This window comes from Peribacillus sp. Bi96 (assembly GCF_918698115.1).
Taxonomy (GTDB): Bacteria; Bacillota; Bacilli; order Bacillales; family DSM-1321; genus Peribacillus.
In genome coordinates this window covers 117,690-142,107 of record NZ_CAKKLV010000010.1, presented here as the reverse complement: position 1 = coordinate 142,107, position 24,418 = coordinate 117,690, and the positions used below count along the sequence as shown (strand labels likewise).

Below are 24,418 nucleotides of genomic sequence, written 5' to 3'. Positions count from 1 at the left end.
AATGGATGGTCAATTCCCATGTGTTTTTCATTATAATGAATATGAAAGGAGGGAGGTATTTGTATGGAACCATTTTTCCATGGACTAATATTGGCATTAGGGCTGATACTGCCATTAGGGGTACAAAATGTATTTATTTTTAATCAAGGCGCAATTCAACCTACCTTAAAAAAAGCTTTGCCTGCAACGATCACAGCTGCCATTTGTGATACATTACTCATTCTATTAGCCGTTCTAGGTGTTTCGTTGATTGTCATGCAATATGATTGGCTGCGTCTTTCATTAATCATAATCGGAGTTATATTTTTAATATATATGGGTTTTCAGATCTGGTTTGCCAAAGCGAACCCACAATCCGGTGCTCAAACTATGCAGATGTCCACCAAAAAACAAATTGTATTTGCTTTATCTGTATCATTACTGAATCCACATGCAATCTTAGATACGATAGGCGTAATCGGTTCAAGCTCACTTGTATATTCAGGAACGGAAAAAACGATATTCACGGCAACATGCATCCTCGTATCCTGGTGCTGGTTCCATGGATTATGTCTGGCGGGACGAATGCTGAAAAAGGTAGATACATCAGGCCGGTTCCTAAGAATATTAAATAAGATCTCTGCAGTAATTATCTGGATAACGGCTCTCTATATGGTGAAATCCATTTTTACTTAGCTAATAAAGGACATCAGCATTCAAACTTGACTAATCAGTCATAGGCTAAAAGTGCATCTTCCATCGGTAGTTTGGAAGTTATGTCCGGATTAGGATTTGCCCAATAACCCTATTGAACAAGATGGGTGTTTTAGTATTGCTGCTGCAATGGACGTAATCTTAATAAAAAGGAGAATACATATTCGATATGTATTCTCCTTTATTTTAATGTCTAACCCCATCCTCATTCATCATCTTATCGGGACGGGTAAGGCCATCATTGCAGAGCAACCAAGTCCTTGATTTCCTCTGTGGAAAGTTCAGTGATCCAGTTGTCACTGCTGATGATCTCGTCGTTCAGTGCTTGCTTTTTATCAAGCATCTGGTCGATTTTTTCTTCGAGTGTCCCTGTGCATATAAGCTTATGAACATGAACAAAGCGCTGTTGTCCAATTCGGTAAGCACGGTCGGTGGCTTGATTTTCAACAGCTGGATTCCACCAGCGGTCGTAGTGAATCACATGATTTGCTTCTGTTAGATTAAGACCGGTGCCCCCTGCTTTTAACGAGAGAATGAAGATTGGGAATTCCCCATCTTGGAATCTTGTGATCATTTCATCACGCTGCTTTTTGTTCGCACTCCCGTTCAGGAATGGCACTTCAAGGCCATACCGTTTTTCCAACAATTCTTTCATCATGTTGCCCATCCCAATATATTGAGTGAAAATGAGGCAGCTTTCATCCTGTTCGCGGACAGCATCGACAAGCTCAGTCAGCTTCTCGAGTTTGCCAGATCGGTTAGGCGCCTTCATGATGTTTTCCTTTTCCATCTCTTTTAGGTAAAGAGCTGGGTGATTGCAAAGTTGCTTTAGCTTATTCAGCATCTGCAGGATGATGCCCTTTCGTTCAAAGGCAGACAGCTGTTCGATATCAGTGAAGGTATCCTTGATAAGTTGTTCATATAACGATGCTTGCTCGGTGGTAAGCGGCACGAACTCCTTTTGTTCTTGCTTATCCGGAAGATTAAGAGCCACATCTTTATCGCGTTTTGTACGGCGCAGCAAAAATGGTTGTATTAAACGCTGTAATTCCTTGATTTTATCTTTCTGTTCATCACGTTCAATGGTGGCTACATATTTTTCCTGGAACTGACCTAATGTTCCAAGGTATCCTTTGTTAATGAAATCAAAAATCGCCCATAGCTCACTTAAACGGTTTTCCATTGGCGTACCCGACAAGGCAATATGATGCTGGCCGCTGAGCTTGCGGACTGCCTTGGATTGCTTTGTTTGGGCATTCTTGATGTTCTGTGCTTCATCAAGGATTACGCTGCTCCACTCGATGGAGGATAGTTCAACGACATCTTGGTGGGTCAGGCCATACGATGTTAACACAATATCATGTTGAGCTGCCTTTTTAGCAAATGCTTCACCTTTTGCTCGGTTTGATCCGTAATGAAGGTGGACTTTAAGTGTTGGTGCGAATTTTTCCAACTCCTTTTGCCAGTTGCCTAGGACGGAGGTTGGACAGACGATGAGTGCCGATTTAACAGAAACAGGTTCGGGTGTGGAAGTAATAACTTCTGCCTCATCACTGCTCTCTGCATTACTTTCCTCTTCGACGATGATCGGTTCACTCTTTTGTTCATCCCTCGGGGTAATGGGTAGCTCTTTACTTGCTCCTTCTCTTTCTTTCACATGAAGGAGGTAAGCAATCATCTGAACCGTTTTCCCCAGCCCCATATCATCTGCCAGACAAGCACCAAAACCATGCTCCCTTAAAAAAAGCAGCCAGCTCATGCCCAGTTTTTGATAGGGGCGTAAATCGCCTTGTAGTGCAGGAGGGACGGGTAAGATGGAAATGTTTTTGGTTTCCCTCAGTCTTCCCACCATCTTACGAAGCTCCTGATTCAATTCAAATTGAACTCGGAGCATTTCTTCGTTTCCTGAATCTTCATCGCCATCTTCATTTACGTCATTCAATAATAATTCTTGCTGCAGTAAGTCAGCCAATTGAATTCCTTTTTCATTAGCTGTTTCCATCAGCCCTTGAATTTGTTTAATGAAAGCAGGGTCAAGCTTGACCCATTGGCCGCGGATGAAAACAAGCCGCCTCTTTTCATTGACGAGCTCCTCGAACTCCGCCTCAGTGAGCTCTTTGCCATTTAATGAGAACCTCCAATCGAAGTCCATTATTGCTTTCAGCCCTACGTAAGAAGGGCCGCGGTTGGATTGGCTCTTAACTTTTGCCTTCACCTTCAATGAGGACTCCTTCAAGGCAAGCCACCAAGATGGAAGAAGAATTTCAACGCCAAGAAACAGGAGTTTTTCGCTTGCGTCGGTCAAGAACTCCCATGCATCCGATTCCGAAATCTCCCTTTTTAGACGTCCATTTTCCCCAAGCCATGGCACGACGTGTTGCCATCGTTTCGTAGCACGCACCACATCACTTGCATACTTATTCCAGCCGCGCGGCAATTTTTTTCCTGTATATGTTTCGATGATATTCTCATCCCTTTTGGAACGAAGGGTGACATCGAGTACCCAAGGCCCATTACCATCAGGAGGCTCAGTTAAACGAAGGCCTATAGTGAAGGGTTTGGGATCTGGCTGGGTACCTAGCCATTCCTGCCAGCTGTCTTTGTCAAAAAAGGCCTGTAATTCTTCAGGTGAAAGTCGGGAGTCCTTTAAAGCCCCGACGGCTTCGCTCCATTTATGCTGCATGGGTGAGTAGTTTTTTAAATACATATTAGCTGCACGGTTATACCACTTTTCGATAAAAGTCCGATTGGTTTCCGCTTCAGGTGAAGGGAGATCTAAAGATATACCTTCTTCCCAAAACGAAGGGACGAATTCCTCCTCTACCTCTTCCGGAAGCTTCCAGCCAATGGAGTCTAACTGCAGGTTAGTGAAATCCGGTACGGGGATTCCGGCTTCAATGGATTCATGAAGGACAGGCGCTGCTGACAGGCAAAGGGAGGAGATCTCCGACCATTCCCATTCTATGAAGGAGTTAAAGCTTTCCTTCGCAAAAAAGTTGAGAAGACCCCAAGCATCAAGAATGAAAACAGGATTTCCATCAATTATATCCATAGTCATTTTGGTTCCATAAAAGCTTGCATCATCCCAATTGAATAACAGTCTGCGTACATAATTCGAGTTGAGGAAGGTATTCTCTTCATTGACGACACCAAGGACGTATGATCCGTTTTCGAGAGCCGCTATTTTGATTTTTAATTTCCCTGGATTAAACATCGATAAGCTTACCCCTTTTTAGTTCTTCTTGGAAAGCGCGAAGCCGTTTAGTTGAATCTGCTACATATAGTATATAACGTTCAAATACGTCTTCCTTTTTGCTCTTTTTATAGATGGTGCGCATTTTTTTTAAATAACGGACAGCTTGCTTATAGGCAGGTCGGTTCTTCAAGGAAACTTTTTCCTGAACCGCGTGATAATAAAGCGGCAGAATCAGTTCTGGTTCTTTAGAGACCACTTCCTTGATGGACTCACTGCTGATTAAGTCAATGCTGATTTCTGAGTAAATATGCATCTCCACCCACTTTTTATATTGTCCTTGTTCAAAAAGGAAGTTTGCATAATTCCAATAGCTGTGTGGAAGGGTTGCTCTGTAAAATTTCTCAAGCAAATCGGTCCGTTTTAATTTATAACAGCAACTGCTAATCAAGGTCGTAAAGGTCCGTACGAAATCCACGCGCTGATAATAATCGGATAAACCAGCCAGGAACTCCTGTACATTAGCGATGATGAATTCAATGAAAGGGATACCCCGTGATCGGTTGTCTGATTCAGATAGGAGATTCAGCCAATAAAAAATGTATGGACAGGCTTCCTTCTTTAATTCATGTAGAAGGTCAATCGCTTGTTTATCTTTATTCTCAAGAAGGGATAGGTGAATGGCTGCGAGGGAATAGGACGTCCTCTCAGTCGTGCCCATATACTTCTCTGGTAGTTCTTCCTTTATTCGTTCCAGTTCCTCTTTGCGCCAAGAGGAGTTGGAGAATAAGTAGCTCCAAATTTCCCGGTAGAGATCGATTTTTTCATATTCTAGACCTTCTTTGCCATCCAGAAGTTTAGCTACATCTTCCTTGATGCTGAATACGAAGGGATCAAAGGCGAAAGGCCTCGCTTGTCGGCTAAGCGGCTGTACCGTTTCATGCAGCTCTTCTGCCAGGTCAACAGCAAGAGCATAAAAGACCCTGATTGTTTGCGTCTGGCCTTTATGTAACTGAATCATTCTCAGTGTCAGCTGCATCGTGCAAAATTGCGTAACGAAATGGTAAAGCAGTTTCCATTCCCTTTCCATTGGAGCTTTTGAGCTAAGTCGTTTAAAGTAGGTTTGTATATGGTTTTCAATCATATAAGTTGGCTCGCCTATATGAGGCTCGACGTGTTCCGCGAAGGTAACATTCACGAAATGCTTCCATGATGGATAGCTTTTATCTAAGATGATCGATTTCTCCTCTGCTTGTTTAAGTAATTCACTTGCCCTCTTAACTTGCTGCAGCGCTTGGGCGGTTGAGGTATTCTTTGGCGCTTTCCATTCGCTCAGCCAGTCGGAAACACTGGCGTTATCTGAATACGCAGAAAAGAAAACGGCCATTTGATGCCGGCAAATGAACCTTGAATCACATGTACAGCTTCCATCTTGAGGGAAGAGAAGGTTCAACCTGGCCTTATGGCGTGTCTCATCCTGTACCTCTGCCGCAATCGTATCTACCGCTTCTTCTTTAATGTCAACAAGCCCCTGACGGTATAACTGGAGCCCCTGATTCACAACGTCTGAATCATCCGGATTCCCAGCCTCCAAAAATTCCGCCAGCCGCTCCCCAACTAACAACAACTCCCGCTCCATAGTCTCCTCCTTCAGGGTCAAACCCTGTCTACCGAAATGATATTTTTGTCTGCCATGAAACATCAGTACTTTAACAATAGTATTTCTGCCTGGGTAACCGAGGATTTGACACCCTGGTACCGTGTATATATTACATCCAGAGCAAATGCACATGACATTATTTAAGGGCATCATATGCACTTTGCTGGACCTTTTTTCATGGCTGTTCTCTTACCGTCTTAATCAACTAATCGAACAAACCGCTTACTGCAAAAATCCGTATATTCATTTAAACCCTGTAAAAGTCAATATCGTCAAAAACCCCTTTGAATATAAGTGGTTCGGATATATATCCTCCAAACAGGAATTCCTAGCATTCACTTTGACCATGCCTTTAAATCCATCATCCCCTTTACACTTCACAAAACCTAGTGAAGGAGGGGGAGGGCCCTATATTTTGAATGGGCTTTTGAAGCATCTCTTTATTATACTTCATTTTGGCTTGGAATTTGAAATGTAGGACGCGGGTTTTGGGATTGATGAAGTAGAGCTTATACATATTCTTGGTGAATGGGAAGAGCCATTCCCATGGGGAATGGCTTTAATATATAAAATTAATTTATTTTCATTTCATTCTTCCAACTGTCCAACTTTTTGTTGATGAAAGTAGCAAAGGTATCATTTTTTTGTAATGTGAAGAGAAATGCTGACTTTTCCAAGTACTCTTTTGCCGCTTCAAAGTTTCCTACCAGCTCGAAATTGTAACCTAAATGGTAATGCAAGTCTGCTAAAGCGTATAGTTGATCATGTTCGAGACACCATTTTATGGCGTCTTGGCAGCATGCAATGGACTCTTCATATCGACCAAGGCGTGTTAACACTCTGCCAAAGTTATAGGATAAACGTGTCTTTAGCGTTTTATCCGTCAAAAAGGGAAGAGCTCTCAGGTGCTTCAAAGCTTTCTTTAACAAGGCAAAAGCATTTTCGTATTGTTCTTCGGCAACATACATTACACCTAGGCTGCTTAATATTTCAAGCTCCCGTTCCGAATAAATTTTATCCGTAGTATGAGTAATGGCGATGGCCTTATTAATAAATTCAATGGCCTTATCTAAATCCTTGTTTTTTTCGTATTCGTATATTCCTTTATGCCAAAGAATTAGCTGATGATTCTTTTTATTCTGAAGAAAGAGAGGACTATTTTCCTCAGCCTTTACAATTTGCTGCATTTCTTCATAATTTCTGGTTCTTCTAGCTATTTTTAATTGATAAATCACTTCTTCCACGTAATCCAGCCTAGGGGTCATGCCAATATCGAAAAAATAGTTTACATCAACACCTAAACGTTGAGAAATTAAGTAGAGAGTTGAGGCATATGGATAGACATCGCCCTTTTCAATCTTACTGATCTGTGCTTGTGTACAAATACCGGATGCTAGCTCTTCCTGGGAAAGTCCGATTTGTTTACGTAGCTCTTTGATCTTTTGTCCAACTGCAAAAAAATCCATTTTGATTCTCCTTAAAATATGCCTAGAGTTATATTTTGTTATGAAAAATCGGTGAAAGCTGTATGTACATGTCCTGAACGGTTTAAATAGATTCTTTAGTCGAAATATATAGTATTAAGAAGTGTGGTTAAATATAACTATAGAATTAATTTCTATTTTAACCAATATTTTTTTAAAAGAAAAGGAGGAATGACCTATGAAAAAAAGTACTAAAGCATTAGTCGTATCTTTTCTTATCATCGCTGCTTTCGTGATTGTCCCAAGCGAATTACCAGGCCTTTACGCAGAACTTCCAGGTTTATATAAATAAGGAATGAAACTTACTTTTACTCATTCAAGCATCTTCATTTGAAGATGTTTTTTTATTCTTATCATGGTTTATTCTTTCGCGCATATTCCTGTAGTTATAATTATCTATGAATTGGGAATATAAGGTCCATTTGGTGGGTGTGGAATATACGTGAACGTAGTTTGGAACGCCTATTTCCTTTTTTTTATTTTGTTATAGTGTAAATAACAAAACGGAGAGAGGTGTAAGGTTAATGATTGATATTAATATGAAAGTTCAGCCCTCTTTTTACGATGATGAATGTGCCATTGTGTTTTCTTTTTATTTTGATAAGGCGACCAGGAAAATTGGTGAGGCTGTTGTGTACACATGTAAAAAATCAAATGAAAAAGAATACAACCAAGATCATATAGATACAGATGTACAAGAAAAAATTGCTTATATTAAAGAGTTTTCTATAGTAGATGAATATCAGGCAGCCTCCATGAAAAAAATTCAACATTTTTTGAATGTAATCGGTATCAAAAAATGTGTGAGGTACAACCTTCAGGGGAATGAAATCGCATTGTAAACGATAAAAACTCATGACATTCTACATGTCATGAGTTTTTACCATTCAAGTGAGTGTTTTGAGCATTCATTTTCATTTTTTTGAGGAAATCGCTCATTTGTTTTCTTTCACTCGGTTTAGAGTTAGTCGTTCTTTCGAAAAACTTAAAGTGTTTTTTACTGTTACTTGATTTCATGATGTCTCTCCTTTGCTTTTTTATTTACCCTTTTTCAATTTATTAAAACGTGATTTTTATTGAAAAAGGACTGTCTTAAGAAGTAAGAAGATCATATGATTATTCCTATAGTTATATTTTCGTCCGTGAGTACATGTATATAAGGATTAATTTAGTGATAATAAGTCATTAAGACAAAATATGGAGAATTTTCATGTTTTATCTTATTGAAAATAAATGTTAAAATGGTCCGAATATCGGATTTTTCATTAGAAACATCAGTTTCTAGTACCCTAAAGTGAAGAGAGTTGAAAAACTCTTTTCGATGGCCCCTGAGCAACTGGCTTGGGGGATTTTTTTTTTTTTGATTATTTGTCCACTTTATTTCTATAATATGTGTTGTTTTGTTTGCACATACCTGGGTAAATATAATAAGCAAGATGAATTAAATCTGGTTCATCCAGTTTAATCGGAGGAATAAATCTATGGATGTGAAAGTAAAAAAGAATGATGAGACGAAGCGAGCTTTCCAGCAGTACATCTTTCCGTTCACACTTGAAGGAAATAAGATTGAAACGTTTGTGAAAAAGTTGCTTGAGGAAGATTTCGTTTTTTTGAACTTGAAAGATATGGATCAACAAAATCAATTTTATGGTGGCCATAAAATTTCACACCGTAAATTGGAAAAATACTTCATGCCCTACATCGAGCCGATTTTATTTCCAGGTAACCTAAAACAGAAGGAAGGATTACGGCGTTTTACGAAAAACCTTGATATTGATTGTACCTTCGAATCTCCCTTTTTAAATACCCCATTCGTTATTAACTCCATAGATATCTTCATATGCCCATTTCATATTGGCATGATGAATCTTCGCGTTACATTGCCTGAAGGGATTTCTTACAATGATGTACTCTATTTTGGCGACACATTCAGAATCCTCGAACCGATTGCTGATGATGAAGAGAAGACAAAAGTCGGTTGCAAGAAAAATCAATATGAACAGGTTAAGGACTTCATCTTCAACGAGCTACTGCCGCCAATGGAAGAGTATATGGACGAAGAACAAGCAGATCCCACGTATTTTGGCAGTTTACCTTTTTTTATCGATGAAAGGATGTATGTAATCAGCTATATCGCATTCCCGGATGATCGTGATATTACTAAAAATGATTTATTTCGAGCTAGTGAGCTAAATGGATACGACAATGATGGAGAGGCATATATCGGATCATCGAATCCTGATTATATTGAACGGTATTATCGTGAGAGTGTATATGACAGGTGGGGGGAGGAGACCTATTATGTCACCAGCATGTACCATTTTGCATGTGTCACGAAAGCTACTGGTAACCTGGAACAGGTACTGGCGAGCCAAATGTATGGTCATAACTTTTATACAATTCTGCTTACCTTCTATTACAAAATGGTGCTGCTTAAACTGGTTCATGAACATTCCAAGATCGATATAGAAAAAGATCAATCAAATACGGAACAGTTGATCTTCATGATCACAGAGTTCTCTGCAAAATATTTATTCAATGAAGTCAATAGTACGGTTACAGGGAAAGAGTTATTCAAAAAAACGGAGGATACCTTTAGGATCGCCCCGCTCTATAAAGAAGTAAAAGAAACACTTTCTTACCTCTATCAGAATCAGGATAAACTGTCCGGGAAAAGAAGTAATTATCTCTTGCAAATTCTAACGATTTATACGGTTATTTCAGGAATATTCGGTATGAATCTCTACATTGGAGATTGGAAAGGGAAATTGCCATGGAAAGCGTATATGAATTATACTTTTTTTGAATGGGTAGCCGTATTCGTAACGATAAGCGGTCTCGCCATTTCATCTATCTTGGGATTTTTCTTCTTGAAAAAATGGTTGCAAGAGAAAAAAAGCCGCAAAAAAAGAATGCTTTAATTAAAGTCCTGTACCTATGTACAGGACTTTTGCTTTAGAAAAAACATGATTAATTAGCAAAATGAAGAAATTAGTCATACAAATTCCCCCATTCCTCTAATATTTTGATAAACTATATGTATACCATTCTAACTATTCATTAGGAGGAACTCATGAAGAAACTAGCTTTAATTTCCAGCATATTGTTGATGAGCGTATTGTTCCTGGCCGGCTGCTCGGATGAGCCAAGTCCAGAAGATCGCTTTGCATCATACACAAAGCTTTGGAATAAACAGGATTTTAAGAAGATGTACGAGTATCTGTCACCTGAGACAAAGAAAGAAATCAGTGCGGATGAATTTGCGAAGCGTTATGAAAAAATATATAAGGGCATAGAAGTTGACCAATTAAAGGTGGACTATAAACAACCAAAAGAAGAAAAAAAACATAAGGATGGAGAAAAAGTAAAACTTGCTTATACCGTTGATATGTCCACTATGGCGGGTGCTGTCAGCTCTGACCATAAAGCGACCCTTGTCAAAGAAGGGGAAGGTGACGAGGAAAATTGGTACATCAAGTGGGATGAAAGCTATATTTTCCCTCAGCTGAAAGCTAATGAAAAGATATCGGTTGAATCGTATCCAGCCGTCCGCGGGGAAATTGTCGATCGAAATGAACACGGTCTTGCCATGAACGGAACGGTAGCAGAAGTAGGAATTGTGCCAGAGAAAATGGCTAACGAATCCGAAACGGTTAAAAAGGTCTCTGGACTCCTTAATATGTCTACCGACGAATTGAATCAGAAATTACAACAACCATGGGTGCAGCCTGGCTATTTTGTACCTATCAAGAAAATGTCAAATGATAATACCGCAACCTTGGAAAAGCTATTGAACATAGCTGGGGTATCGGTCAATAATACAGAAGAACGCATATATCCCTATAAAGAGGCTACTGCCCATCTGATTGGATATGTAGGTGAGGCATCTGCCGAAGACCTGGAGAAGTTAAAAGGGAAAGGGTATAGTGCAAGTGATGTGATTGGCAAGCGGGGTCTTGAAGAAGTTTTAGAAGAACGCTTGAGAGGGAAACCAGGCGGAAAAATTTATATTAAATCAGAAGATGGCGAAGAAAAAGTGATTGCTGAAAAGCCTGCTGAAGAAGGAGAAACAATTACGTTAACGATCGACGCCGAGCTTCAAAAGGATATCTTTAAGCAATATAAGAATGAAACTGGATCTGCATCGGCAATTGATCCGATGACCGGCGAAACACTTGCGCTTGTGTCAAGTCCGTCATTCGATCCTAATAAATATATATTCGGGATTACAAAAGCGGAACAAAAAGCGCTTGAAGAAAATCCAAAAAAGCCGCTTCTTAACCGCTTCAGTTCAACCTTTGCGCCTGGTTCAACCATTAAGGCACTTACTGCGGCAATCGCTTTAAAAAATGGTGTGGATCCGAATGAGGCAATAAATATCCAAGGGAAAACGTGGGCTAAATCGACTTGGAAAGACCATTCCATTACAAGGGTCTCTGACCCTGGTGTTGCAATCGATATGGAAAAAGCATTAATTTATTCTGACAATATATATTTTGCCCAAAAAGCATTGGGGCTAGGTAAGGAAAAATTCACAAGTGGACTCAAAGCATTTGGCTTTGATGAACCTTTGAACTACGAATATCCGATCAAAGCATCGAGCATTGGTAAAATCGACAGTGAAGGACGCTTGGCAGACGCCGGATACGGTCAAGCACAGGTCCAAATGAGCACGCTTCATTTGGCTATGACGTATTCTGCCTTCTTGAACGAAGGAAACATCCTGGCACCTTCATTAATAACAGGAGATAAAATAGAAAATAAAATTTGGAAAGAAAATGCCATATCTGCAGATCAAGCGAATCAAATCACCAAGATGCTGACACAAGTAGTGGAGCATCCTAAGGGTAGCGGACATGGTATAAATGATCTTGGTATCAAAATCGCAGCCAAAACGGGAACTGCTGAAATCAAGGCATCCAAAAATTCTGATGGAACTGAAAACGGCTGGTTTGTAGCCATGGATACAGAAGATCCGGAACTTCTCATGGCATGGATGGTTGAAGATGTAAAAGGACGAGGCGGGAGCCATGTCGTTGTCGATCATATGAAACCGGTTTTGAAGAAGTATTTGAAATAGAGTGAAAAAGCATCCACAGGAAATAGGTTGGATACAGCGAACATTTATCATTAAAAAGCTGGACATGGTTTCAATCATGTCCAGCTTTTTTTATATTTTTTCCACTTGAGTCACGTACATTCATTTTCAAGGGACCTCAACATTATAGGTTGGATGTGAAGGATAATAAGGAGCATATACAGAATTTAAAACAGAGAAGGTTCGGAATTCCTCGATAATATGTGAAGAGGTACTTTGTGGATTAGGAAAATATATATTTGCCATTCAAAAAAGATAGTGAAAATAAGGAATGAATCATATAAGCGTTTAGGAAGGAAATCGATCGATAAATAGGATAGGAATGAGGATGAAAAAGAATGAGAAGTTTAAAGTATCTGTTTTTGGCTTTCTTTATCATTTTTTCTACATTTTCTTCTCACGGAGCAAAGGCAGCAAAAGAGAATACAGTGATGGAAGTGAAACTGAAGAATTACTTAGGAAATCAAACAAGTGTCAAATTAACGGCAACCGGGGACTATCGTACTTCCGGGGGAGAGGTAGTCCTCAAGGAAGGTGAAGAGCTGACCTTGAAAGTGAAGTCAGGAAAACTTGCCGTTTATAAAGATTCCGAGAAAAGGGGATCTTTTTCTTCCTTTAAGATAAATCCAGTTGCACGAGATTCATTACTGTCCATCAACAGCCGGCCGTATCCGGGGTCATTTTCATTTACAGTGGAGGGGGGTTACATTCGGCCAATCAATCATGTTTATATTGAAGATTATCTAAAGGGCGTTGTCCCGAATGAGATGCCTGCACAATGGCATGATGAAGCTTTAAAAGCTCAGGCAGTTGCAGCTCGGACTTATGCACTTCGCCATCAATCCAAATTGATTGATGATACGATTTCCTACCAAGTATATGGAGGGGCGGACGGTCACGACAATACGAATTCAGCCATTGAACAGACAACGGGTATGGTAGTTAAACATGATGGGGAAATAATCGAGGCGTTCTTTTCCTCAAGCAATGGAGGCATGACCGAAGTGAACTCCAATGTTTGGACGAGTGGAGACCCGCTTGCCTATTTAACGATAAAAGAAGATTCCTATGATCCAAAAGCCAATTGGACAATAAAGCTGGACAAGCAGCAAATTGACCTGTCAAAAAAGGACTTATCGAAGCCGGATGATTGGTGGACACGTGTACAGGAAAAAGATAAAACGATTGTTCCTAATCTTAAGGCTTGGCTGAAAAATAATGGATATGCCAAACAGGATATTAAAATAACGGAAATTCCCGTTTTAACCTTAAACGATAAAACAACGGGAGGCCGTGCAACGAAAGGCTCCATCCAACTGAAATTCTATGTAAGGAATCAGTTGGATGATAAGGGCAAACTCTTGAAGAAAACGGTTACCCTTAAAAATGTAGCGGCCTCAAAAATCAGGGGCATGGTGGGGAAGGGTGTGATGAAAAGCTACCTGGTTGACCATTCGATTTCGGATCCTTCCAGAATTGCTATTGAAGGCTCAGGTTACGGACATGGGGTCGGATTAAGTCAGTTTGGAGCAAAAAACAGAGCAGAAGCAGGTCAAACGTATCAGGAAATTTTGGAGTTTTATTATCCTAATACTAATGTAGCGAGGGAATATGGCGATGAAGTGGGTGTATTCAATACGAATTCTATCGTGAAGGAGGCACCGAGTATAATAGATGTGAACGCGAAGGCGGACTATCAAAAGCATAAGGTTGGTATCACATACTCCCTTAAGGAAGATGCTGCCGTATCACTCACAATTAAAAATAGTAAAGGGAAAGTCACAGCTACCCCAGTCCGTGATCTCTCACTGAAAAAGGGAAGCCATTTTGCAATGTGGAATATGAAAGAGGTAAGTGATGGTATATATACAGCCGAAATCTCAGCAATAGGCCGAAGTGGGAATGAGGGTGTGGCAACATTGGCAATTAAGGTTAATAAGGATACGTCTGCACCAAAAATCACTGATGTCGATACATCGGGTAATTACAGTACAGAAAAAGCGAACATAAGGTATACAATAAATGAAAACTCTGAAGTAACAGTGAAAATCAAGAACAGCAAGGGCAAAGTGGTTGGCATGCTTGCTGAAAGGCAGGTTATTAAAGGCAGTCATTCGGCGATATGGGATTTTAGAAATATGTCCAACGGGACGTATACGGTAACAATCACGGCAAAGGATTCGAGTGATAATCAGAAATCCGTTTCAACGGAAATTTCCATTAGGAAGACAACGGGAATAGTGACAGCAAGAACGTTGAATATAAGAGAAAAAACACATGTATCTTCGATAGTAGTAGGACACCTCAACAGTGATCAAACCGTAACGATACTGGCTCAACATGGTGAGTGGTATAAAGTGAAAACGGGAAGCGAAAGTGGGTATGTGTTGAAAAGGTATATAAAAAAGTAAATGGTTAAGACGTCATTTATGGCGTCTACAGTTTCTTAGGATTTTATAATATGACCGTTGATTTCCACTGCAGGCACTCGCTTTCCGCGGGCGGTCCGTGAGCCTCCTCGGCGCTTTGCGCCTGTGGGGTCTCCCTTGGACGCGTATTCCCGCAGGAGTCTCGTACCTTCCGTTCCAATCAACTATGTTTTTGCCTACAAGCTTGATATTCATGATATTGGCTACAGATTTTTTGAGTGTTTGTAAAATATGACCGTTGATTTCCACTGCAGGCACTCGCTTTCCGCGGGCGGTCCGTGAGCCTCCTCGGCGCTTTGCGCCTGTGGGGTCTCCCTTGGACGCGTATTCCCGCAGGAGTCTCGTACCTTCCGTTCCAATCAACTATGTTTTTGCCTACAAGCTTGATATTCATGATATTGGCTACAGATTTTTTGAGTGTTTGTAAAATATGACCGTTGATTTCCACTGCAGACACTCGCTTTCCGCGGGCGGTCCGTGAGCTTCTACATACAAAACGACTTATAATCGTTTAAATAAGAAAAATAAAAAGGATCTTACCAATAATATGGCGATAGAAACAGACGAAACATTCATCCGTATCAATAATAGTTACAATGAATATATCTTGAATACCGAAAAAATCGATTTAGTTGGACAGGAGAATGCTCTTAAAAGAGGAATGAATAAATTCATTCCTCTTTTTTATGCTGACCGGGCGTGAAAGGAACACCGGAGGCTTTTGTGATGATTTTCGAGATATCCGTATTATCAATGACCCCATCAAAGGCTTCACTGCCTGGACCCGCAGCAAAAACGGGAATCATATTAGCGGTATGTCCTCCTGTGGAACTGGCAGCCCGTATGCTTCGATCGGCTACACCTGCTTTATGGTATTTGGCGATAGTGCTTCCGATTTCCCATTCAATTCGATGCTTTGGATAGACAAGCGTTCTATTCTTTCTTACGTTATCGATGAATTGCTGCACTTCATGATCCGTGAGGGATATATGTGCATACTTCTTGAATACGGTTACCACGCTTTCAGGATTGATTTCATTATTTTTATCGAATGTAAGCTGTTTGGACATATATTCAGAAGAAACCCTAATCTTTTTCAATGCAGCGATATCCATCGTTTCAGAAGCGGAAATCCCCATTGTTTCATGGTCTGCAAGTACAACAATCAAAGTATCATTTCTGTTTTTTGCCCATTTCACAACCTCTTTCACGGTCTGGTCAAATTCAATCATTTCCTTCCATATTCCGGTTATATCGGCTGCATGCTCCATGGAGTCAATACGTGCACCTTCAGACATCAAGAAGAATCCCTTATCCCCCTGAGATAAAATATCAATCGCTTTGGCAGTCATTTCGGGAAGGGAGGGCTCTTGTGAATGTAACACTTCTTTATCAAGTTTGAAATTCATATAAGTGGGGTGAAATAACCCTAAAAGTTTTTCTTTTTTATTCATGGAACTTAGTTCTTCTTTAGTGGTGGTAAACGCATATCCTGCTTTTTTAAATTTAGCGATTAAATCCTCGCCATTCTGTTTATCCGCCTCGAAATAGCTGGCACCTCCGCCGAGGATGACGTCAATTTGGTTATCAAAGAGTTGCCTCGCGATATGTGCTCCGCCAGTCCAGCGGTTGGATACACTTGCACCAAAGGCAGCGGGAGTGGCATCGACTACCATATTTGTTGAAATGATCCCGACTTTTTTTCCATTCGCCTGAAATGCATCCAATATACTGTCTGCCTCCTCACCTTTTGCATTAACACCGATCATTTCATTGTTGGTTTTTATTCCGGTGGCAATCGCGGACCCACCTGCTGCCGAGTCGGTGACATAATTATTGGCGGAATATGTGCGCATCAGGGCGACGTGCTCCAGTTTTTCCAAATGTAATACACCTGTTTTTCCATATTCCAATTGTCGGGCGATTTCTATTGCACCTAGCCCCATGCCGTCGCCAATTAGCAAGATGACATTTTTGGGGGCATTTTTCGTTTCTGCCTGAATGGGAGAGTTCATGCAAATAAGGCAAAAAAGAACGAGTATTCCAAAGCGATGGGCCTGGGCAAGTTCATGAATGAATCTTCTGGATGTCTTCTTCATCTGTAATCCTCCATTTTGGGTGAAAGTCTTCCTATTATTTGTTAAAATCCATAAAAAAACCCCCTTCCTGGTATTCAAGAAGGAGGGAAGCTTTTATGCATGGATTTCTGCGCAAAAAGATTTTCTATTAATTACAATATATAGGTGATAATTAATAAACAGTAAATATATAACTGATATAATTTCACTAGAGGTCAATTGAAATAGGAGAGAGAACCCTATGCTATCGAGTATGAAAAAGTTCTTCAAAGAAGGCTCTAAAGACTTAAAGCGCATTTATAAGTTTGTAGAAGATGTGAATCGACTAGAAGGTAAATATGAAACATACTCAGATCAAGAACTAAGCGGAATGAAGGAAAAATTTAAAAACGCTTTGGATGCTGGGGAACATAAAATGAATATCCAAATCGAGGCTTTTGCGGTGGTTCGTGAGGCCTCTAAACGAGTGCTGAATCTTAGGCATTATGACGTTCAGATTGCTGGAGGTTTTGTCTTGAATGAAGGGGGCATCGCACAAATGAATACGGGCGAGGGGAAGACGCTTGTCTCTACTTTGCCTAGCTATTTACAAGCACTTGATGGGAAGGGTGTCCATATCATTACGGCCAATGAATATCTGGCCAGACGTGATATGGAATTAATGGGGGAAATTCATGAATTTCTAGGACTGACGGTTGGTTTGAACATTTCCCGAATGGATCCTACTGCAAAACGTGAAGCTTATGCGGCAGATATCACGTATGGAACGGCAACGGAGTACGGCTTCGATTATTTGCGTGATAATATGGTTTTCCGTAAAGAGGAAAAAGTGCAAAGAGGGCATCAATTTGCCATAGTCGATGAGATTGACAGTATCTTGATTGATGAAGCGAGGACGCCATTAATCATTGCGGGCAAGTCAAATGACGGAACCGAGCTTCATCAGATCACGGCAGAAATCTTGAAGTCATTTATAGAAAAAGAAGATTATGAAATTTTCATTGAATCAAAGGCTGTCTTTTTCACTGATCGAGGTGCTTCCAAGATTGAAGAAGCTTTTGGCATCGACAATTTGTATGAACTGGAGCATCAAGAGTTATTACATAATGCAACACAGGCGCTCAAAGCCCGTGCGATCATGAAATTGGATGTGGACTATATTGTCAGGGATGGACAGATATCATTAATCGATAAATTCACAGGCAGGGTGATGGAAGGAAGAAGCTTCAGTAATGGGCTACAACAAGCAATTGAGGCAAAAGAGGGCTTGGAGATTTCTGAAGAAAATGAAACACAGGCTTCGATTACCATCCAAAATTATTTCCGTTTATATCATTCACTGTCTGGGATGACAGGTAGTGCACTGCCTGCTAAGGCGGAATTCTGGGAAACATATCAGCTTCCCGTCATTGAAATTTCAACTAATAGGCCCGTTAATCGATTTGACGCAATCGATCTGATTTATAAGGATGATATCAGCAAAATCAATAAAATCGTCACGGAAGTAAAGCGGATTCATGAAGAAGGTAGACCTATTCTGATCGGGACGACATCCATTGAGCAATCTGAAAAAATATCGATTCATTTAGATAAGGTAAAAATCAAGCATCAGATTCTCAATGCAAAGACGGAAGAAGATGAAGCGGAAATCATCGCCAATGCCGGACAAAAAAATCAAGTCATGCTGGCTACGAACATGGCTGGAAGAGGAACGGATATAATACTGGACGACTCTGTAAAGGAGTTGGGCGGACTTCATATCATAGGTACGGAGCGGCACGAGAGTAATCGAATTGATATGCAGCTAAGGGGACGTTCCGGCCGACAAGGTGATCCAGGTTCCTCACAATTCATCATTTCTTTAGAAGATGATTTGTTTGATTACTATGATGAAGAAGAAGTCGAACGATATAAAAAGAAGATCAAAACGAATGAAAACGGATTGGTGATGGGCCCTGCACCCGATAAATTCGTGAAAAAGGTGCAGGAAACGATTGAGCAGTTGCATCATTCAAGCCGTAACCACTTATTGAAGTTGGAAGATGTATTGAATGAACAGAGTAAAATCATTTACACGATGAGAGATCGTATCCTTGATATGGAATCTGGCGGGATGTTGACCATTTTACTTGAATATATCGAAAAGTACATTCACAGGCTTGTGGAGAAATATTACTCTGAGCAAATAGAAGAACCGGATGTGACTTCCTTTATTGAAGAGCTTTCCCTTGTCTTCCTAACACTGGATTGGCAAGCGAATGATTTGAAGGATCTAGAAGGTCGAATCGTCGAGGGAAAAGCGTTGGATGCCTTAGGTGAAATGGAATCGATACTAGTAATGTTCCAGCACGATGCAGAATGGGGAAATCAGCTGCGTGCTTTCATGCTGCAGCATATTGATACTAATTGGATGAACCATTTAGACGTAATGAATAGTTTGAAGGAAGGCATTAGTTTAAGCGGGTATGGACAACAGGACTCATATATGTTGTTTGAAAAAGAAGCGCTTAATCAATTCAATCTTCTATTATGTAAAATAGAGTCGGAGATCAGCATTCATTTTATGGAATACGTAAAAAGCAATCAGTTAGATGAAGCGGCTTTGGAGAGTGATGAACGGTGAGTTTATTTGGAAAAAGAGATAAAAGGGTTATTGAAGGGAGAAATATGTTAGCTTCAGAAAATGAGATTGTCACCCAGGAAGACGTTGTTCAAACTTCTTTGGTGTTTCACAATGATTGGGAAGCGTCCAAGCAAGAAGAATATGTATACAAATTCCATCATCAAAGACTGCCATCATTAAAACCGAACCAAATTTCCATATCCGGCGTAAAGCTTACGAGGATGGAGGGTGATGTATTCATAGTTGCTTTTCTACGAAATTCATTGGAGAAAGCTGTCGAGTTCAATATCGTTCATTTACTTTTGGTGGATAATAACGGGGAATTATTGGCCAAAAAGGCATTTGATTTATCAAAGCTGGGTGAGTTACCAGCCCTTTCAAGCATGCCATGGCGTTTCGTATTCGAGGAAGAGGATATGTTGGCAGAATCGATTCCTGATGAAGATTGGAAGATCGTTTTTGAATGGAAGGGAAAGTAGCAAAATAACATATGATCTGACGGTAATCGGTAGCTTTTTTCCCGATAGCCAAACGAAAGCCCTCATCTATTTATTGATGAAGGCTTTTTGTTATAAGGGGAAGTATAATGACTAGTTTGACAACTTCCAAATATTTATGCTGTTTTCTGTGTGCATTTTCTCATAAATGGTAACGCTAAGTAATATTTATAAGTAATCTTCCGCAATCTGGCTGAACTAACACCTGGAAAATAATGAAGAGGAAAGTGGCAGGAGCATGAAATATAACCTAAATCGGCGATTGAGGGAGAGGCTATTTGAGATCCTGTCCGTTTCAATCGTGTCCATACTTTTCATTTATACGAATGATAGGATGGGTAATGACCTTTCAATCGGCATTTTTACAATCATCATCGGCGTTGCCGGTTTTATTGTTTATCTAAAGGAATGGATACCGAATCGGATCGTAAAGGGCATCCTTTTTTCAGTCTGTATTCTTTCAATCATGGCCTTTTTCCTTGGGGACATTTGGTTTTATCGCTATTACTCAACACCTATTACTTCCTATTTATGGATGCAACAAAGCAATCTGAATGGGCTCGGTGAAAGTATATTCAGTATGATGGACATGAAGGATGCTCTCTTTCTTTTGGTAGGCATTCCAATTGCCGAGTCGTTCGTGAAAAAAAAATACCCCCTAAAGCATATGGCACTTGTACCAGCCGTAATATTCTTTATGATAGCAGGGCTTAAGCCGGCAAAAAATATTTTTATCGACCAGGTCGATATAACCAGGCGTTATGAGGCGAATACCTTCTTGCGAACCTGGGGTCCGATCGGTCATCACGTATTGGATACGTATGCCTACTTTACTGACTCGGGAAAGCACGGGTTGTCTTCTAATGAAAAGAAGTCTGTTTCAGATTACTTCAATAAAAAGAACAGGCAGGACCATGCCTATTCAGGCTCACTGGAGGGTAAGAATATCATTATCATCCAGGTGGAATCATTACAGGCTTTTCCGCTATTTCAAAAGAGTGCCGGACAGGAAGTCACGCCATTCATGAATGAATTAGCGAAAGAGGGTTTATACTTCCCGCATGTATATCCGCAGACGGTATTTGGAAATTCATCTGACGGAGAGCTGATCGTGAATACCGGTTTATATCCTTTAAAGCAAGGTGCGACCTTTTTCCGATTCCCATATAATGATTTTCCGGGTCTTGCTAAAGAATTAAAGAAGTCGGATTATAAAAGCTACGCTTTCCATGGAGATGAAGAAGATTTTTGGAATAGGCAGCATGCATATCCCTCATTGGGGTTTGATGACTATGTTTCCATCGAGGATATGCAGCAAGATGAGATGATTTCGATGGGATTGGGAGACCGCAGTTTTTTCAATCAAAGCTATAATTTCTTAAAAGATGAACAAAAACCCTATTACGCTTTTTTCGTGACATTGACCAGTCATGTACCTTTTTCATTACCGAAGGAACAGATAACATTGAAACCTAAAGTAGGAAAAGAGGAAAGTTATCTGACTAAATATTTTGAAGCTATACATTATACAGATTCGGCTATAGGGGAATTCGTAAAGAAGTTGAAGAATGATGGAAAATTGAAAGACAGTGTAATTGTCATATACGGAGATCATGATGGATTATTTTTAAAAGATAAACACGAGGTTGAAGCTTATTATGAAAGTAAAATTAGCGATGACGAGTGGATCGAAAAGTATATGCCCATTCCGGTGATCATTTATCAGGAAGATATGGAAGGCAGGACGATTGATAAGGTAGCGGGGCAGGTCGACATTTTACCAACTCTTTATGATTTGTTCAATATAAAAAGTTTTTCATACTTTGGAGAGAGCATGCTGAATGGGGAAGAGGGCGGTGCTTTGATATTAAAAGGGGATTATGGTTCTCAAATGAAAATAAATGGCGAAGGCAAGGCCGTAGAACTTCTACCTGAGGACCAAAGGGAGATCAATCTGAGTGACCAAGTGATCCGTTCTGATTATTTTGATCAAACGAAGGAGTGAACTAAAAAAGAGGATGAATGATAAAAGTCATCCTAAAAACACTTGAACGTGCAGGTACTCGCTTTCCACGGGTGGTCCGCCCGCGGGGCGCTATTGTGCCTGCGGTGTCTCCCATGGACGCGCTTTTCCCGCAGGAGTCTCGCACGCCTGTTGCCATCAACTTTGTTTTAAAATAGAACGCCTTTTGTCCATGAAAAAAGAGGATGACAAAATGTCATCCTCCTCCATTATAATCCAAGATGTGCTTTGACACGGTTCTGGGCTTCGAGTTTCGTTTCTTCTGAAACAATGTTGTACCAAACGCCATCTACCTTTTGATTGTTACCTTCAAGTGTATATTGTTCAATATTTTTTAGTGATGATTTATAGTTTTTTTGGATACTCAACATTTCATTGAAAGTTAAATTGGTTTCAACGTTTTTACCTAATGCCTCGAATATATCGTCATAATTGGTAAGTGTTGATAGGCTTGACCCTTTTTTCATGACAGCTTGGATAACCTGGCGTTGCCGCATTTGCCGTCCGTAATCTCCGCGAGGGTCTTCCTTGCGGATTCGGGAATAAATCAATGCCTCTTTACCATTTAAGTCGATGGTGCCTTTTTTGAAGTTATATCCTTTATAGGAAAGGTCCATATCATTAGCAACTGTGACGCCACCTACAGCATTCACGATATCCTGAAAGCCTTCCATATTCATTTTGACGTAATAATCGATCGGGATATCCATATAGGCTTCCACTGTGTTGATCGACATGGAAACTCCGCCAAACGCATAGGCATGGTTCATTTTATCATTTGTGCCTTTACCGATGATTTCTGTACGCGTATCTCTCGGTAAGCTCAATAATTCAATGGATTCTTTTTTAGGATTAACCGTCATGATAATCATTGTATCTGATCGGCCTGTGTCATTTTTTCTTTCATCTACACCAAGAATAAGTAACGAAAATGGATCTTTGCTTTTGAACTTAATATCTTCTACACGTTTATCCGTTTTATGCTCTGTACCCTGCATAGTATGGATCGCACCTGCTAAAGATTGATAAACCGAAGCGGCATAAGCACCTCCGCCAATGAAAAGGATAAGTAGGGTAAAGCCGATTATTTTAAACGTTTTACGTTTCTTTTTCTTTTTTTTATGTTCGGATCTCATGTATATTCCTCCCTAGACCATCCATTAAAATGGAAGGTGTGAAAAAGTACCTATGTTTTTAACTATACCTTTTTTTTGTCAAAAATAGAATAGTTTCTTTTTGTAGATAGAGTGCATATTTTCCTGTTTACAATCAAAAAAACGAAGGAATCCCAGAAACAGAATTCCTTCGCTATCCATAATTCGGAATATTATAAAAATTCTTTAAGGGTATAAACTTGGATATTAAGAAGATTTCTAGTACATAAACTTGCCAGACTTTAAGATAAAGTCTGGCAAGTAAATCTTATAAACTTCTATAACCAATAATTTTACTTTTGAAATAAGAGTTTGAAGTAGTACTGATCGTTACGCCTTTACTTGTTGAGGCATGAATGAACTCCCCACCGCCCAAGTAGATTCCCATATGGCTTACCACTGATTTATTGGAACCTGTTGCAAAGAAGATAAGATCACCACTTTTAGGTGTAGTAACCTTTTTACCCATATCATAATATGTGGAAGATGAAAGCCTGGAAACTTCATATCCAGCCTTCTTGAATGTATAGTAAATAAACCCGCTGCAATCGAAACCTGCTGGGGAGGCGCCCGCCCATGAATAAGGAGTTCCAATTAATTTCTTTGCTTCAGAAACGACTTTGGTTACTTTGTTCCCAGAACTTGGGGCTTCTACTTGTCCATCATTTTTATCTGCAGGGGCTGTACTGGTTGATTTGCTTAATTTTAGTTTTTGTCCAACTCTGATTAAATCAGACTTTAACGAGTTGATTGATTTAAGTTGAACCACAGTCAAGTTGGTTTTTCTGGAAATTTTGGAAAGGGTGTCACCTTTCACCACAACGTATGTAGCTGAATGGGCTGGGGTCTGTGTAACATTCGATGGCTTGGAGCTGCTGGGTAAATCAATGGTAGTGGTAGTGGTTGATTTAGATACGATAAGTTTTGCACCTGCATAAATTCTGTCTGATTTTAAGTTATTCAATTTCATCAATTCAACAAGTGTAAGGTTATGCTTGTTTGCTATCCTTGTTAATGTATCACCAGGAACAATGGTATATGTCGTATTTTTTGTTTTTTTCACGGAAACTGAAGATGCATTTGATGTTGTTTTGGAGTTGGATATAATTAGTTTCTGATTGATTTTCAAGAAGTCTGATTTTAGGTTATTAAGCTGTTTTAAGTCCTTTACCGTCGTATTGTGCTTCTGGGCGATTTTACTTAAGTTATCGCCGCCTTTGACTGTATATGTACTGGCAAGGGCAGGAGAAACAAAAGTCGAAGATAAAATGGCTAATGTCGAAAATGCGACTACACTTTTTTTCACGGTTTTCCACCTCAAATATGTCTTTTTCCCTATTCTAACAAATTAAATGGGAATATTTATATTACAATTTTATTACAAGGGGAAAATAGTAGTATTATACTGGTTTAAATTGGTTGGAATTGAGTAATAAAATCTACATTTTTTTCTATATTATGAGTCTTTTTTCACAATTTCAACTTG

The 24,418-nt window shown here is 39.9% G+C and carries 14 protein-coding genes; 8 read left to right on the top strand and 6 right to left on the bottom strand.

Annotated elements, in window-relative coordinates; translation table 11 throughout:
• The first annotated feature begins 63 nt into the window (after positions 1-63).
• Positions 64-675 (top strand): LysE/ArgO family amino acid transporter, encoded by a 612-nt coding sequence (locus tag LQ203_RS14455; RefSeq protein ID WP_230159081.1) that lies wholly within the window; start codon positions 64-66, stop codon positions 673-675.
• A 256-nt stretch (positions 676-931) separates the two neighbouring features.
• On the opposite strand, the gene LQ203_RS14450 is transcribed toward LQ203_RS14455, so the two are convergent.
• From LQ203_RS14450 to LQ203_RS14440, 3 genes are all read right to left on the bottom strand, one after another.
• Complete coding sequence (locus tag LQ203_RS14450) at positions 932-3,907, bottom strand: DEAD/DEAH box helicase (protein WP_230159080.1); 2,976 nt, start codon at positions 3,905-3,907, stop codon at positions 932-934.
• Positions 3,900-5,525 (bottom strand): hypothetical protein, encoded by a 1,626-nt coding sequence (locus LQ203_RS14445; protein WP_230159079.1) that lies wholly within the window; start codon positions 5,523-5,525, stop codon positions 3,900-3,902. The genes LQ203_RS14450 and LQ203_RS14445 overlap by 8 nt, the downstream gene beginning before the upstream one ends.
• A gap of 593 nt (positions 5,526-6,118) precedes the next feature.
• On the bottom strand, positions 6,119-7,012 hold the full coding sequence (locus LQ203_RS14440) for a tetratricopeptide repeat protein (RefSeq protein ID WP_230159078.1): 894 nt from the start codon (positions 7,010-7,012) through the stop codon (positions 6,119-6,121).
• 542 nt (positions 7,013-7,554) lie between these two features.
• On the opposite strand from LQ203_RS14440, the gene LQ203_RS14435 reads away from it, so the two are divergent.
• From LQ203_RS14435 to LQ203_RS14420, 4 genes are all read left to right on the top strand, one after another.
• Complete coding sequence (locus LQ203_RS14435) at positions 7,555-7,872, top strand: hypothetical protein (RefSeq protein ID WP_230159077.1); 318 nt, start codon at positions 7,555-7,557, stop codon at positions 7,870-7,872.
• Positions 7,873-8,511: 639 nt separating this feature from the next.
• Entirely contained in the window at positions 8,512-9,951 is a 1,440-nt protein-coding gene (locus LQ203_RS14430; protein WP_230159076.1) for a hypothetical protein, read from the top strand.
• Between the two features lie 152 nt (positions 9,952-10,103).
• Complete coding sequence (locus LQ203_RS14425; protein WP_230159075.1) at positions 10,104-12,110, top strand: penicillin-binding transpeptidase domain-containing protein; 2,007 nt, start codon at positions 10,104-10,106, stop codon at positions 12,108-12,110.
• Positions 12,111-12,466: 356 nt separating this feature from the next.
• Positions 12,467-14,539 (top strand): SpoIID/LytB domain-containing protein, encoded by a 2,073-nt coding sequence (locus LQ203_RS14420; RefSeq protein WP_230159074.1) that lies wholly within the window; start codon positions 12,467-12,469, stop codon positions 14,537-14,539.
• Between the two features lie 689 nt (positions 14,540-15,228).
• On the opposite strand, the gene LQ203_RS14415 is transcribed toward LQ203_RS14420, so the two are convergent.
• Positions 15,229-16,656 (bottom strand): alkaline phosphatase, encoded by a 1,428-nt coding sequence (locus tag LQ203_RS14415; protein WP_230159073.1) that lies wholly within the window; start codon positions 16,654-16,656, stop codon positions 15,229-15,231.
• Between the two features lie 220 nt (positions 16,657-16,876).
• Here LQ203_RS14415 and secA point away from each other — a divergent pair, with 220 nt between their 5' ends.
• The 3 genes from secA (at position 16,877) to LQ203_RS14400 (ending at position 21,760) form a co-directional block, all read left to right on the top strand.
• A complete protein-coding gene (gene secA / locus LQ203_RS14410) occupies positions 16,877-19,258 on the top strand; it encodes a preprotein translocase subunit SecA (protein WP_230159072.1) in 2,382 nt (793 codons plus the stop codon).
• Between the two features lie 44 nt (positions 19,259-19,302).
• Positions 19,303-19,737, top strand: coding sequence for an SLAP domain-containing protein (locus LQ203_RS14405; protein ID WP_230159071.1), 435 nt, complete (start codon positions 19,303-19,305; stop codon positions 19,735-19,737).
• A gap of 256 nt (positions 19,738-19,993) precedes the next feature.
• Positions 19,994-21,760 carry an LTA synthase family protein gene (locus LQ203_RS14400; RefSeq protein WP_230159070.1) on the top strand — a complete coding sequence of 589 codons (1,767 nt, stop codon included), beginning with the start codon at positions 19,994-19,996 and terminating at the stop codon, positions 21,758-21,760.
• Positions 21,761-21,987: 227 nt separating this feature from the next.
• On the opposite strand, the gene LQ203_RS14395 is transcribed toward LQ203_RS14400, so the two are convergent.
• Together LQ203_RS14395 and LQ203_RS14390 are read right to left on the bottom strand one after the other, a co-directional pair.
• The gene (locus LQ203_RS14395) at positions 21,988-22,914 is read right to left on the bottom strand and encodes an LCP family protein (protein WP_230159069.1); all 927 of its coding nucleotides are present in this window, start codon (positions 22,912-22,914) and stop codon (positions 21,988-21,990) included.
• Between the two features lie 286 nt (positions 22,915-23,200).
• A complete protein-coding gene (locus LQ203_RS14390) occupies positions 23,201-24,238 on the bottom strand; it encodes a peptidoglycan endopeptidase (RefSeq protein ID WP_230159068.1) in 1,038 nt (345 codons plus the stop codon).
• Positions 24,239-24,418: the final 180 nt, after the last annotated feature.